The sequence below is a fragment of the Betaproteobacteria bacterium genome, from assembly GCA_016720925.1.
Classification (GTDB): Bacteria; Pseudomonadota; Gammaproteobacteria; order Burkholderiales; family Usitatibacteraceae; genus UKL13-2.
Genome location: JADKJR010000039.1, coordinates 44,663 through 58,013 on the forward strand (window position 1 = coordinate 44,663; position 13,351 = coordinate 58,013).

Sequence of the window (13,351 nt, forward strand, 5' to 3'; positions counted from 1 at the left end):
AAGTGCAGGGCATTCAAGTGATCACTGTCTTCCCTGCAAGGACCGTAGCCCAATTTCTTTTGTCCAGCAAAGTCAACTTGGGCCGAGGCCTTCGCCGCGGCGACAGCGCTTGGCGATGACCACCACCCTCATCCTCATTCGCCACGGCGAAACGATCTGGAATCGCGAGGGCCGCATCCAGGGCCATCTCGACAGCGCATTGACGCCAGAGGGGATCGCGCAGGCAGAAGCGTGCGCGGTGCGTCTGCAGACGGAAGCCATTGAGCACGTCATCGCCAGCGACCTGCCGCGCGTCCGGCGCACCGCGGAGATCCTTAATGCCGCCATGAATCATCCCATTCGCCATGAACCCGCGCTGCGAGAACGCTGCTATGGCATCGGCGAAGGCAAGACCTATGCGGAACTCGATGCCTTGCACCCCGAACTGTTTTCGCGCACGCGCTCAACCGATCCGGATTTCGCCATCGAGGGGGGAGAAAGCCGCCGGCAATTCCATCAGCGCATCACCACCGCGCTCGGACAGATTGTCGAGGAGCATGCGGGCAAACGCATTCTTGTCGTCACCCATGGCGGCGTGCTGGGCGTTATCTATCGCTGGCTAAATGAGTTGCCGATTGCGAGCGCGCACAAGGTGGAAATCCCGAACGTCGCCTACAACCGTGTGACGATCAATGACGGAACCTGGATGCTGGATGTTTGGGCCGACACCGCTCATTTGACGTTCAACACATTTGAAGAAGCCTGAGCTTTCTTCGGTGTTTGCAAAGTCGTGGTGTCCGTCAGCAGCAGGTCGTGATGGATGTCCATTTCCAGCGGCTTTTCCAGGCGCGTGATGATATCCGTGTAGTTTCGAATGTTCTCCACGAACTGCACGGCTTCGTCACCGCGCGCGAATCCATGCTTCAGTGATTCGTGAATTTCCGGATCGCGCAACCGCAAATAGGCCTTGCGCACATCGAGCCACGAGTCGGCCTGTAGCTTCATGCGTTGCGTGAGGATGCGAGCATCCTCGAGATGGCCGTAGCCCTGGTTGTAGGCGGCCAGCGCCAGCCAGGTGCGATCCGGCTCCGGAATGCGCGCGGGAACCGTGTCCCGCAGCAGCAGCAGATACTTGGCGCCGCCAATGATCGACTCGCGCGCGTCCAGCCGGTTTTTCACGCCCATGCGGTCCGCCGTGTCCTCGGTCAGCATCATCAAGCCGCGTACGCCGGTGGGCGACGTGGCGAGTGCATCCCAGTGCGATTCCTGATAGGCAATGGCCGCCAGCACCCGCCAGTCGAGACCTGTCAATTGCTGTGCTTCGTGGAAATGAACCCGCAGTTTCGGGAGCAGGGTTTGCGCCTTTTCCAGCAGGCTTTCCGAGTCGATCGGCTGGATGCGATTGATGTGCCCGTAGTAGCGGTCCAGCAGCCGGCTCAAGGTACCGTTCTGCCTGATCTTGTCGAAGAACGATGCGGCGCTGTGCTGCAAGTCCGCGTCGGTCATCGGTGAGAATGCCCACGCAACCTTGTATTCGTGGCCCACGTTGAATGCGGTCGAGAGGTCTGGATGCAGGCGTTTGCCAACCGCGAAGCCGACCGCATCGACCAGCGCGCAATCGCTTTGTTGTGCGTCGATTCGTTTCAACAGATCGTCCGGGTTGGTTTCATGCGGCACCACATCCAGGATCATGCCGGGAAATTCACCCGTGAGTTCCCGCAGCATGTCGTGCGCGGGCGTCTCGGCGATGACGGATATTTGTTTCCCGATGGTATCGCGCAGCGACTTGGGCTTGGGGGCGGCATTGCCGCAAACCAGTTGATACTGAATCAATCGATAGCTCGGCCCAAACGCAAACGCGGCGCGCAATTCGACATCGGGCGTAAGATCCGCCGCGGCGATATGGCCACGGTTATCCTTGAGCGCCTGGATCAGTTTCTTGTGGCTCGGCATCACGACAAAACGTGGTGAGAGACCGAGTTCCCTGGCAAACAGCGTCGACAGATCGTGTTCAAAACCGGTCTGGGTGTCGTCCTTGCCTTTGCCGGCGGTGGGGACATCCTGCGTGGTGGTTGGGCCCCGCAGGGTGAGAATGACCAGTTCACCGGATTCGCGTGGCGCCTTGAGCGGCGGTCGCAGCCACAACGGCGCGTAGTCGGAATTACGCATGGCGTAGCCGATACCGGCGATGGCGGCGGCGATTGCGACGACAATGATCAGGACGATATACCGGCTTTTCATTTCTGCAATTTTTCCGCTGTCTCCGGAATCCTGCGCAACATTACAGAGAATGCGCGTTGCACAGTTTTGTCCATCCTACCCTGAAATGCGCACCGGAATTTTGGCGTGCGATGCGATAATGTCAGCCATTCACGCATCCTTGGAACAAGACCCGATACATGAGACCAAAAATTGTTGCGTTAGTGCCTGCCGCCGGCACAGGAACGCGTTTAGGCGATGCGTTGCCGAAGCAGTATCTCGACGTCAATGGCTCCCCGATGATTTTCCATGCCCTGTCGGCGTTGAGCCAGGTTGCACGCATTGCAAAGATTGGCGTCGTATTGTCACCGGCAGACGTGCATTGGCAATCGTTGGTGGCAAACGCCGAATGCGGACGCCACATCGGGAAACGCGTCGTCACGTGGCCGGTTGGCGGCGCATCGCGCGGCGCGAGCGTGTTGAATGGCTTGAAGGCCATTGCCGGCGATATGCAGGCGGACGACTGGATAATCGTGCACGATGCGGCGCGCCCGTGCATTCGCGTTGAACTGATCGAGCAATTCATCGACGAGCTGGAGACGGACCCCGTGGGCGGATTGCTGGCGTTGCCGCTGGCCGATACCATCAAACGCGATGACGGCAATTTGCGCGTGGAAAAGACGCTGGAACGCGAGGGCATCTGGCGGGCGCAGACGCCGCAAATGTTTCGCTACGGTATGCTCGTCGCGGCGCTTGAACGCATGCCCGAGGCCACCGATGAGTCGCAAGCCATCGAGGCGCTCGGTCATCAGCCGAGGCTGGTGAGCGGAGATAGCGCGAATCTGAAAGTAACCTACGCAACGGATCTGAAGCTGGCGCGAATGCTGCTGAAGGAGGAGTTAGCGTGAAACAAGCGACGCATGCGATTCATGGTTTGCGCATCGGGCACGGCTTTGATGTCCATCAGTTGGTCGTCGGACGAAAATGCATCGTCGGCGGTGTGGACATCGCCTTTGAGCGTGGATTGCTGGGGCATTCAGACGCTGACGTACTGTTGCACGCAATTTGCGATGCATTGCTGGGCGCGGCGGCGCTCGGCGATATCGGCAGACATTTTCCCGATACCGACGCACGCTTCAAGGGTATCGATAGCCGCGCGTTGCTGAAGCACGTTGGCGCGTTGATTGCGGAACGCGGTTACGCCATCGGTAATATTGATGCAACCGTCATTGCGCAGGCGCCGAAAATGGCGCCGCATATTCCGCTGATGGTGCAGAACATTGCGGCTGATCTGGGTCTGGAGCTTGATCAGGTCAATGTGAAGGCGACGACAACCGAGAAGCTTGGCTTTACGGGAAGAGGCGAAGGCATTGCCGCGGAAGCGGTGTGCATCATTTGCAAACTCTAGCACTGGTGAGGCTCGCGGAAGACAATGTCTTGTAGAGCCGCGCCAGTGCTTGACTTTACACTACGAGTTGGTTTTGCCGCCCTGCGTGCCGGGGCGATCGTTGCCGACTCCCGCCAGCTGGCTCATGATGCGCCGCGCGATCTGATTCAACGGCGCAATGGCGTCGACGGCGCCGATCTCGATGGCTTCCTTGGGCATGCCAAAAACGATTGAACTGGCTTCGTCCTGGGCGATCGTAAACGCGCCCTTTTTTTTCATCGCAAGCAGGCCGACGGCACCATCCTTTCCCATGCCGGTCAAGATGGCGCCGACGGCATCGGGTCCGGCGAATTCGGCGGCAGAATTGAACAGCACATCGACGGACGGACGATGCAGGTTGACCGGGGCATCCTGCGCAAGCTTGATGCCGTAACCGCGCCCGCCATTGCGCTCCACCCGCAAGTGAAATCCGCCTGGCGCCACATAGGCATGACCAGGCAGGGCGGGTTCTTCATCTTCCGCTTCCTTTACGGTGATCTTGCACAGGCCGTCCAGGCGCTTGGCAAACAGTTTGGTGAAGGTGCCGGGCATGTGCTGCGCGATGAGGATCGGCGGGCAGTCATCCGGCATCGCCATCAGAATTTCCTTGAGCGCCTCGGCGCCACCGGTTGAGGCGCCAATCACAATGACCTTGCTTTGTGCCACGCCGGCATTGCCCAGCATCGGCAGGACCTCGTCGGCGTCACCCGCGGCGCGCGTGATGTCGAGCGGCTCGATCTTGTCGCGGGCGGCATAGGCACCGCGGATTTTCTCGACGATGAGTTGCGTGTAATCATCATCGGTGGTTTCGCCCGCGACCGGCTTGCCGACAAAATCAACCGCGCCCATCGCCAGGGCGCGAAACGCAATGTCGGATCCTTCCTGCGTGTGCGATGAAAGCATCACCACCGGCATCGGCCGCACCCGCATCAGGCGCTTCAGGAACGACAGGCCGTTCATGTTCGGCATTTCAATATCGAGCGTGAGGACGTCGGGATTCAGGCTACGAATCATTTCGCGCGCCACCAGCGGATCGGGCGCCGAGCCGACCACGGTCATGTCGGGTTGTTCGTTGATGATTTCCTTCAGGATATTTCGGATCAATGCCGAATCATCGATGACGAGAACTTTGATTTTCATGGTTGTCGCCTTTGGAAGCCTACTTGAACATTTCGACATCGCCGCCAACGACGACATTTCGCAGACGCATGTTGTATTCGCTTTCGCGTTCCACGATCGTGTGGTTGTGAAGTTCGCGAATTTTTTTGACCAGCACCCGGCCCGTAGCGGGAAAGTAATAGATCTTGCGCGGATGCACGCCCAGCATGTCCTCCGCGACCACGCGAATACCTTCGTTATGCAAGTATTCCATGACAAAGCTGGCATTGGATTCGCCGACATTGTTCATGGTGAAACCGCGCAATACATTGCCACCGCCAAAAACCTTGGCCTCCATTCTGTCGCGCCGCCCGCCCATCTTGATCATCTGGTTGATGAGGATCTCCATCGCGAAGGTGCCATAGCGGGCCGACATCGAGACGGGGCTGGCCGGATCCTTCTCGCTGCGCGGCAGCATGAAGTGATTCATGCCCCCGGTCCCAGCCTGCGGATCGCGAATGCACGCCGCCACGCATGAGCCTAGAACCGTCACCAGCACCATGTTCTTGTCCGTCGCAAAGTATTCACCCGGCAAAATCTTGGCTGCCTCCAGCCCGAACTTGTTGTCGAAGTAGCGGGTGGGGGCGTTTTCGGCAGGGACTGGATTGTGAACGTCACTCATATTGCCCATGTTGCTCAATTGACCAATTCGTAGACAGTCTTGCCGCGAATGCGAAACGTTTCGCGGCCGTTATAGAAGAAATTTTCCGAATGGCCGGCAAACAGCAGCCCATCCTTCCTCAATAGCGGCGCAAACCGGTCAAGAATCCTGGTCTGTGTTTCCTTGTTGAAATAGATCATGACATTGCGGCAAAAAATCGCCGCCAAGGGTGCCGAGGACGCCATTTCCCAGCCAGTCTCATGCAAATTGATTTGCCTGAATTCGACCATTCGCTGCACTTGCGGCCGTATGCGCACGAAGCCCGCCTGGTCGCCGGTGCCCTTGAGAAAAAACCGTTTCAGGCGTTGCGGCGTGAGTGTCGCCACTTTCTCCGCCGCGTAGACACCACGTTTCGCGCTTGCCAGCGCATCCGTATCGAGATCGGATGCGATGATACGTATCGGTGGCGCGTCGCTGCCGAATGCTTCGATCGCGGCCATGGCAATCGAATAGGGTTCTTCACCGGTCGAGCATGCGGCGCTCCATACCGTCAATGGTTGATCATGATGGAGTTTCTGCAAATGCTCGGCCAGGATCGTAAAGTGATGCGCTTCCCGGAAGAAGTACGTGAGATTGGTGGTGAGCGCATTGATGAACCGCACATGCTCTTCGCTGCCGGACGACTCGACGAAATCCAGATACTCGCGGAAGCTGGTGAATCCGAGTTGCCGCAATCGCTTGGCCAGCCGGCTGTACGCCATTGGCTTCTTGTTTTCGTTAAGAGATATTCCTGCGAAGTCAAAGATCATTCGCTTGAGGCGCGCGAAATCCGCGTCTGAAAAATCGAACACCTGAAACGCCGCCCCCATCGCGTCGCCGGGCAACGGGACCGACTCCCGCGCTGATTCATGCGCAGGGGTGACGATACCCGGTGGCGGTCGATTCATGCGCCATCCTCGGTGCCGGATTTCGTCGACAGATCACGCCACGCGGTGAGTATTTTTTTTGCGTCCTTCCAGAATAGCTGGCTGCGTTCCACGCCGACCGACATTGCCAGGCGGTTCGTCACGGATTTCGACGTGAAGGCAAGTTCGCGCAGATTTTTTGCCTCAAGCAGCTCGGCGCCGAGCAAATCAACCTCGTCGCTCGCCGTGTTTTCCAGCCTCAGCAGCAACTGCATTTTAGCTGCCACCAAGGGTGGGAGATCCTGTGCCTTGGCGCGATGCCCGGGGGAGACCGGCGTGGTGGCGCTGTCAACCGCCGGGGTGCGGCCGTTGCCGGACGGATCAATCACCGCGATGAGTTCCCGCTCAATCAGTTGGCGAATCTGCGATTCCAGCAATTCACTCAGGCTGCCGGCGCGTTCCAGCAGTCGGCCGAAAGAAAGATTGCCGTCGATGAGAAACAATACCGATCGCAGTTTCGGCGTGATGTCGGACGTACGTGCGCGCATCTTGGTAATTCCCGCTTCGGTGCGCGTAAGGATGCTGTCGAAATGCAATACTCTATCGGCCATCGGTCACCTCAACAGCCGTGCCTACAGTGGAGAATTCGCGCGCCACGGAATGTGCGACGCTGATGAGATAAGTGGCGTCGAGAATGAGCGCGACGCGGCCGTCACCCAGAATGGTCGCGCCCGACACACCCTTGACCCGGCGGAAATTGGCTTCAATGCTCTTCAGCACGACCTGGTGCTGGCCCAGCAGTTCGTCGGCGCGAATCGCTGCACGCCTGTCATCCACTTCCAGCACGACCAGGAAGTCGCTTGCATTCGGATCGCGCGCGGGCAAATTGAACAATTCAGGCAGCGAAGTGATCGGAATATATTCTTCTCTCATCCGTACGACATCATTGCCATTCACCGTCTTTATGTCGGACATCGATGACTGAAGTGATTGAGCGATATTGGCCAGCGGCAGAATGTATGTTTCGCCGGATACCGATATCGACATTCCCTCAGAATCGCAAGAGTGAGGGAAGACGAATGGTCATGCTGGTGCCCCGGCCGGAAATGGATTCGATCTCGATTTTCCCGCCCAGCAAATGCACGTTTTGCCAGACCACGTCCATTCCCACGCCGCGCCCCGAAACATTGGTGACCGCAGCGGCGGTGGAAAATCCGGGTGTGAAAATCAGCTGCCAGACTTCTTCATCCTCCCAGGTATCGCCGCCATCCAGGCCCAGCTCGCGCGCCTTCGCAAGAATGCGCTCGCGGCTCAGCCCGGCACCGTCATCGGTTACGGTAATCACAATGTTGCCGCCCTGGTGCGATGCCGCGACCGTAAGCAGTCCGATCGGGTGTTTGCCAAGATTGGCGCGTTCCTCGGGCGACTCGATGCCGTGATCGATTGCGTTTCGGACCAAATGCGTCAGCGGGTCCACAATTTTCTCAATCACACTCTTGTCCAGCTCGGTATCTTCGCCGAGCAATTGAAGTTCGACCTCTTTCCCAAGTTTTTCGGCGAGATCGCGCGTCAATCGCGGCAGGCGGCTGAATACAAAACTGATGGGCAACATGCGTATCGCCAAAATGGCACCCTGCAGTTCGCGGGTGTTGCGTTGCAGCTGCGCGAGGCCGACGCCGAGGCGTGTTTGCGCTTCCGGGTCGATTCCTTCCGCGGATTGCGTCAGCATCGCTTCGGCGATCACCAATTCGCCGACGAGGTTGATCAGCTGATCGACTTTGTCCACATTGACGCGAATCGAACTGGCATCAACCAGGGATGCGAGTTGAATGTCGGAATCGGCGGCATGCAGTCCTGCCGCTTGCATGGCTGGAATCCCCCGGGCTTCATGACTGGTGATGTCGAAGAACCCGTAGCCTCCATCGCGATCGTCGTCGCGGGATGCGGCTGCCTTGGCTCGCGTTCCGCGTCGCTCGTAAGCGCTTATGTGAATGGCATCAGCGGGCACGAGGAATTCCAGGCTTTCGCGGAGCTCGTCGTCGTCAATGTCGGTATTGAGATTGAATGAGTAGGAAAGCAGCCGCTCGTCGATGCTCTGGGTCGCGATGTCCGTAACTACGCCAAGGCCGCCGATGTCTGCATTAAGCGCGGTGAGCGCATCGGGCTCCCCGTATGCGCTTTTTTCCAGATGAATGCAGATATGGAAACGCGGAGGCGCCGGTGCCTCTGGCTCTTCAACGGCCGGTAGGTCCAGCAGAATCTCTTCTGATACGGCAAGCAGTGCCTCGCGCAGCGATTGCATCGACGGCAGATCTGGTACCGCTTTCTGCTCCAGTGAATGCAGGTGTTTTCGCATTACGTCGCTGGCACCCAGGAAAACGTTGACCATTGGTCTAGTCAGGGAAATCTTGCCTTTGCGTACGCGGTCGAGAATGGTCTCGAAATCATGCGTGAATTCGGACAAGGCCATGTGTCCAAATGCGGCCGCGCCACCCTTGACGGAATGGACCGCGCGAAATATTGCGTTAAGCGACTCGGCGTCTGGCGCGCGCAGGTTGACCGCCACCAGCAGCGACTCAAGCGCGCTGATGTGTTCGTGCGCTTCTTCGAAGAAGGCCTTCGCGAATCGGGACAGGTCAAGGGCCATTGCGTTGGAGCCTACGCCGGTGTTTGCGCAAATACCCTTTTCAGCATTTCCAGCAATTTGTCCGGGTCAAAGGGTTTTACCATCCAGCCTGTTGCGCCAGCCTCGCGTCCCTGCTGCTTCAGTTCTTGCGATGACTCGGTGGTGAGCATCATGATCGGCACTTTCCTGTAGTTGGGTAGTCCCCGCAGGGCCTTGATAAACGCGATGCCATCCATCTTTGGCATGTTCTGATCGGTCAGCACCAGGTCGGCCTGATGCGCCCTGGCGAATGCCAGGCCCTGTTCTGCGTCTTCAGCTTCGATGACCTTGTAGCCATTGCTGGCCAACACATAAGCCAGCATTTGACGAATGGACGGGGAATCATCGACGGTAAGGATAGTCTTCATGATCGCTCTATAAAAGGAAAGGCTTTGGCCGGAATATTCAATTGAAAGTACGTTAGAACAACTCGATTTCCCCCGACGCGAGGTGGGCATTGTCGACCGGTTTGTGAAGCGAGATGTCGAGCGCTGCCAAGTTGTCGTTGGCTTGTTCGACAAGGCGCGCAAGCTTCGCGGTCGCGTCGTCCTGCATGCCGCCGGGCTGAAGCGCTTCAACGGCCAGATTTACTTCGTTCAGCAGGGAGGCGAGGCGGGTCTGCGCGTGCGCAAGCAACTGGTCGGAGATGTCCTGAAATTGCAACGCCGCAAATGCCTCGCGCTTCGAAGGATTCATCACCGCCACGACATCCTGCGCGCGCATTGCCGTGAATGCGGGCATCAACCGGTCGATGGCGTCCTTGAGAATGGCGCGTGTTTCGCCGATCTCCATGTGCGCCGAGTTGACTTGCGAAGACAATCGCGTCGCCAATTCGTGCATCGCCAGCAACGATGCATAGGATGGACTGCCATTTTGGCTGGCAACGGTCATGCAGCCGCCTGCTCGACGAGCTCCATCTCCGCACTCGACATCAGTCGTTCAATATCGAGCAGGATCAGCAGGCGATCATCGACCGTCGCAAGTCCGGTGAGAAACTGCGTGTCAAGCGTGCCAAATTCCGGCGCTGGATGGATATCAGCTTCCGCCAGCGAGATCACGTCGGACACGCCGTCGACTACTATGCCAATCACCCGCTTGCCGATGTTGAGGATGATCACCGCGGTCAGTTCGTTGAACACCGGTTCGCCGAGCTGAAATTTGAGGCGCATATCGACAATGGGGACGATAACGCCGCGCAAATTGATGACGCCCTTGATAAAGGCCGGTGTATTGGCGATTCGCGTCACGGCCTCATAACTGCGAATTTCCTGCACCTTGAGGATATCGATGGCATATTCCTCGGTGCCCAGGGTAAACGTCAACAGTTCCACCATCTTTATCAATACATCGGGGGCGCCGGATCTTGATCGGGAAAGTGATTTCATGTTCATCGTCGAGAAATTGTCTGTTTTGCCGTCTGGATACGGTCTGGTCAGGATGTAGTTCGTCCAGTAAACATCGTCAAGCCTGCAAACGTCAACACTGGTGCGGACATGGTCAAGAAACCGGGTTCACCTGCCAGAGCATGACTCTAACATGTGAGTATCGCCAAACCGATCTGGACAACTTTCGGCGGGATCGGCAGCGCCACCCTGACTATTGATCGGTGGGTCGAATTTCCGCTCGGTTCGAAGTACGGCTAAACTACAAAATGTCCTGCTGAGGCACGCAAGATGCGTTCGCGTCCGATGTGGATACTTTGACCGAATTTCATGGGTCGGCAAACAAGCATAACAATCTGAGAGGCTTCTTGTGAATAGTTCCTTCAAGGACCGGCGCCGGGCATGCGTTTTCGCCGCGGCAATGATCGCGTTGTTCCAGTTGGCGCAACCGGCGTGGTCGCAAGCGGAAGGCCCGTTCTATGTTCATCCCGCGAAAGCGGGGGACACGTTGATCCACCTCGCCAATCGATACCTGATCAAATCGAATGATTGGCAATCGCTGCAAAAACTCAACAAGATCGCGGATCCGCAACGCATTCGGCCCGGTACGGCAATCAGGATTCCGCTTGTTGCCATGAAGACCGATCCGGCTCCGTTGAACGTTGTCTCGGTTGAGGGGCCGGCGGAATCGGCCGGCGGCAAGCTTGTCGTTGGCAGTACCATCGGCGAAGGCCAGAGTATCAAGACCGGGGACAATGGCTTTGTCACCCTCAGATTGGCGGACGGCTCGACCATCGTCGTCCAATCGAAATCACAGGTGAGGATGGAGATCGCACGAACCATTGCCAATACATCGGGTGTCCCGGTCACGCGCGCGCATCTTGAATCCGGGCGCCTTGAAGCCAAGGTGGAAAAACGATCCGGTCCGGCGGCAAGATTTGAGGTCACCACGCCGACTTCAAACATGGGCGTGCGCGGAACGCAATTCCGCGCGAGCAGCGACGACAGCGGAAAGACATCGCGCGGCGAGGTAGTCGAAGGAACGGTGTATGTCGCGGACGCGACGGCGGTAAATAGCCTGGACGTTTCCGCCGGTTTTGGTACCGTGGTCGAGCAGGGTAGAGCGCCCGTCCCACCGGTAAAGCTGCTGGTCGCGCCAGACCTTTCCGGCGTACCACGACTGCAGGAGCGACTTACGCTTCGCTTCAAGTTTGCCGAAAGTTCCGGTGCAAACAGCTACCGAGCGCAAATTGCGGCCAATGACACTTTCACCGCTCTGCGCGCCGAGGGCATTTTCAAGACGGCCGAAGCCAAGTTTGGCGATCTCGCCGATGGGCAATACTTTCTGCGCGTTCGCGCGATCGACAGCCTCGGCATTGAAGGCGCCGATGCGGTCGTTCCATTCCGCCTGAAAGCCCGGCCGGAGCCACCCTTTGCCTCCGCGCCGCAAAACAAAGCCAGGTTCTCCGGTGAAAAGGTCGAATTCAGTTGGGCGACGTCCACCGACGCTGCGACTTACCGTTTCCAGATTGCTCGTGATCCGGCCTTTACGACATTGGTGGCTGACGAAAAATCTGTCCGTGGCAGCAGTTTCGCGCTGGCCGCAAAGCTCAATCCCGGCGATTATTTCTGGCGGGCGGCAAGTATTCGTGCAGATGGCGATGCCGGTCCTTTTGGCGACGTCCAATCGTTTACGTTGAAACCGATTCCCGCCGCGCCCAATCCGCCAAAAGAAGAAGGCGGCCGCGTCGGATTTTCGTGGGGCGGGGAATCAGGACAGAAATTTGACTTTCAGCTTGCGCGCGATATCGCGTTCAAGGATCTGGTGATGGAACGAAGGCTGGACAAACCGGAGATCACCATCGAAAAGCCAAGTGCGGCTGGCATTTATTACATGCGCTACCGCGCAATTGACCCGGATGGGTTTATCGCGCCGTTCAGCAGTGCGCAAAGCTTCGAGGTAAAGACCAATCATTGGCTGTCACTGCTATTGTTCGTGCCTTTCCTGCTTTAGCGGCATCTTGGTGCGAAATCGATCGAACCCGGCGCCAGTGTGGCTGCCGTTCATCGTGCTGGGTGCGGCCGTCCTGATTGTGTCCAGCGCTGCAATCGTGATTCGCATCGCGCAGGCAGAGGGGGTGGCTTCCCTTGGCATCGCAGCATGGCGGCTCTCGCTGGCCGCCGCCGTGTTGTGGCCGCTGGTCTGGAGCCGGAATCATGCGCAAGTCAAGGCGCTTTCCGCCAATGAATGGCTGTTAGGCGGCCTTTCAGGCGTTTTCCTGGCCCTGCATTTCGCGACGTGGATTTCTTCGTTGGGCTATACCTCGGTCGCAAGCAGTCTGGCGCTGGTCAGCACCAATCCGGCGTGGATTGCCCTGGCGTCATGGCTGGTTTTCCGTGAAAAATTGAGTGGTTGGCTTGTTCTTGGCATTGCCGCGGCCATAGGCGGAAGTGCGCTGATTTTCTTGTCCGATGCGCAATTGGCTCCCACGTCGCCCGGTAGCAATGCCTTGCTGGGCAATATTCTCGCCGTCATTGGCTCGCTCACGGTATGTGGCTATTTGTTGATTGGCCGTAAACTTCGTAAAACCGTGCCGCTCCTTCCTTATATCTGGCTGGTGTATTCCAGCGCGGCAATCGTGTTGATGATCACGGCACTCGCCGCTGGTGCATCCTTGACCGGCTATTCCACGACGGCGTGGATCTGCCTGTTCGTATTGGCATTGGGTCCCCAATTGCTGGGACACAGCGCGTTCAACTGGGCGTTAAAGCACGTCTCCGCCACATTTATTGCCATCGCAATTCTGGGTGAGCCGATTGGGTCGGCGTTGCTGGCGTGGCTCATATTCGGCGAAACATTTGCGCCGCTGCAGATGGCCGGATTTTGTTTGTTGCTGGCGGGGATTTATCTCGCGTCGCGGGGTGAAAAGTCCTCCTGAAAGCTGCTCACCGGCTGGCCGGTTGCGGTGATCGTCGCAACCGTCGCTTATAATCTCTCCTCCTGCAAATTTACACGCGCCTACCGGGCGCTCCCCC

The 13,351-nt window shown here is 57.9% G+C and carries 15 protein-coding genes; 5 read left to right on the forward strand and 10 right to left on the reverse strand.

The genetic code is table 11. From position 1 onward, the window contains the following. Positions 1-115 precede the first annotated feature (115 nt). A complete protein-coding gene (locus tag IPP88_25150) occupies positions 116-745 on the forward strand; it encodes a histidine phosphatase family protein (protein ID MBL0125800.1) in 630 nt (209 codons plus the stop codon). Here the strand turns inward: IPP88_25150 and mltF are convergent. Further along, complete coding sequence (gene mltF, locus IPP88_25155) at positions 712-2,220, reverse strand: membrane-bound lytic murein transglycosylase MltF (protein ID MBL0125801.1); 1,509 nt, start codon at positions 2,218-2,220, stop codon at positions 712-714. The two genes, IPP88_25150 and mltF, sit on opposite strands and share 34 nt — an antisense overlap. Positions 2,221-2,378: 158 nt before the next feature. On the opposite strand from mltF, the gene IPP88_25160 reads away from it, so the two are divergent. Further along, positions 2,379-3,086, forward strand: coding sequence for a 2-C-methyl-D-erythritol 4-phosphate cytidylyltransferase (locus IPP88_25160; GenBank protein MBL0125802.1), 708 nt, complete (start codon positions 2,379-2,381; stop codon positions 3,084-3,086). Between the two features lie 26 nt (positions 3,087-3,112). Then, on the forward strand, positions 3,113-3,586 hold the full coding sequence (locus tag IPP88_25165; protein ID MBL0125803.1) for a 2-C-methyl-D-erythritol 2,4-cyclodiphosphate synthase: 474 nt from the start codon (positions 3,113-3,115) through the stop codon (positions 3,584-3,586). A 60-nt stretch (positions 3,587-3,646) separates the two neighbouring features. Here IPP88_25165 and IPP88_25170 read toward each other — a convergent pair whose 3' ends face one another. From IPP88_25170 to IPP88_25210, 9 genes are all read right to left on the reverse strand, one after another. Next, positions 3,647-4,744 carry a chemotaxis response regulator protein-glutamate methylesterase gene (locus IPP88_25170; GenBank protein ID MBL0125804.1) on the reverse strand — a complete coding sequence of 366 codons (1,098 nt, stop codon included), beginning with the start codon at positions 4,742-4,744 and terminating at the stop codon, positions 3,647-3,649. Between the two features lie 19 nt (positions 4,745-4,763). Continuing rightward, on the reverse strand, positions 4,764-5,384 hold the full coding sequence (cheD, locus tag IPP88_25175) for a chemoreceptor glutamine deamidase CheD (protein MBL0125805.1): 621 nt from the start codon (positions 5,382-5,384) through the stop codon (positions 4,764-4,766). A gap of 14 nt (positions 5,385-5,398) precedes the next feature. Continuing rightward, on the reverse strand, positions 5,399-6,232 hold the full coding sequence (locus IPP88_25180; protein MBL0125806.1) for a chemotaxis protein CheR: 834 nt from the start codon (positions 6,230-6,232) through the stop codon (positions 5,399-5,401). 74 nt (positions 6,233-6,306) lie between these two features. Beyond that, the gene (locus IPP88_25185; protein MBL0125807.1) at positions 6,307-6,879 is read right to left on the reverse strand and encodes a hypothetical protein; all 573 of its coding nucleotides are present in this window, start codon (positions 6,877-6,879) and stop codon (positions 6,307-6,309) included. Then, complete coding sequence (locus IPP88_25190) at positions 6,869-7,315, reverse strand: chemotaxis protein CheW (protein ID MBL0125808.1); 447 nt, start codon at positions 7,313-7,315, stop codon at positions 6,869-6,871. The genes IPP88_25185 and IPP88_25190 overlap by 11 nt, the downstream gene beginning before the upstream one ends. Positions 7,316-7,319: 4 nt before the next feature. Further along, the gene (locus tag IPP88_25195; GenBank protein ID MBL0125809.1) at positions 7,320-8,915 is read right to left on the reverse strand and encodes an Hpt domain-containing protein; all 1,596 of its coding nucleotides are present in this window, start codon (positions 8,913-8,915) and stop codon (positions 7,320-7,322) included. An 11-nt stretch (positions 8,916-8,926) separates the two neighbouring features. Further along, the gene (locus IPP88_25200) at positions 8,927-9,304 is read right to left on the reverse strand and encodes a response regulator (GenBank protein ID MBL0125810.1); all 378 of its coding nucleotides are present in this window, start codon (positions 9,302-9,304) and stop codon (positions 8,927-8,929) included. Positions 9,305-9,353: 49 nt separating this feature from the next. Next, positions 9,354-9,824: a hypothetical protein gene (locus IPP88_25205; protein ID MBL0125811.1), complete on the reverse strand. Its 471-nt coding sequence runs from the start codon at positions 9,822-9,824 to the stop codon at positions 9,354-9,356. Then, positions 9,821-10,324 (reverse strand): chemotaxis protein CheW, encoded by a 504-nt coding sequence (locus IPP88_25210; protein ID MBL0125812.1) that lies wholly within the window; start codon positions 10,322-10,324, stop codon positions 9,821-9,823. Before IPP88_25210 ends, IPP88_25205 begins: the two co-directional genes overlap by 4 nt. A 361-nt stretch (positions 10,325-10,685) precedes the next feature. Here IPP88_25210 and IPP88_25215 point away from each other — a divergent pair, with 361 nt between their 5' ends. Both IPP88_25215 and IPP88_25220 read left to right on the forward strand, forming a co-directional pair. After that, positions 10,686-12,329: a FecR domain-containing protein gene (locus IPP88_25215; GenBank protein ID MBL0125813.1), complete on the forward strand. Its 1,644-nt coding sequence runs from the start codon at positions 10,686-10,688 to the stop codon at positions 12,327-12,329. Positions 12,330-12,339: 10 nt separating this feature from the next. Beyond that, the gene (locus IPP88_25220) at positions 12,340-13,254 is read left to right on the forward strand and encodes a DMT family transporter (protein ID MBL0125814.1); all 915 of its coding nucleotides are present in this window, start codon (positions 12,340-12,342) and stop codon (positions 13,252-13,254) included. The last annotated feature ends 97 nt before the right edge of the window (positions 13,255-13,351 follow it).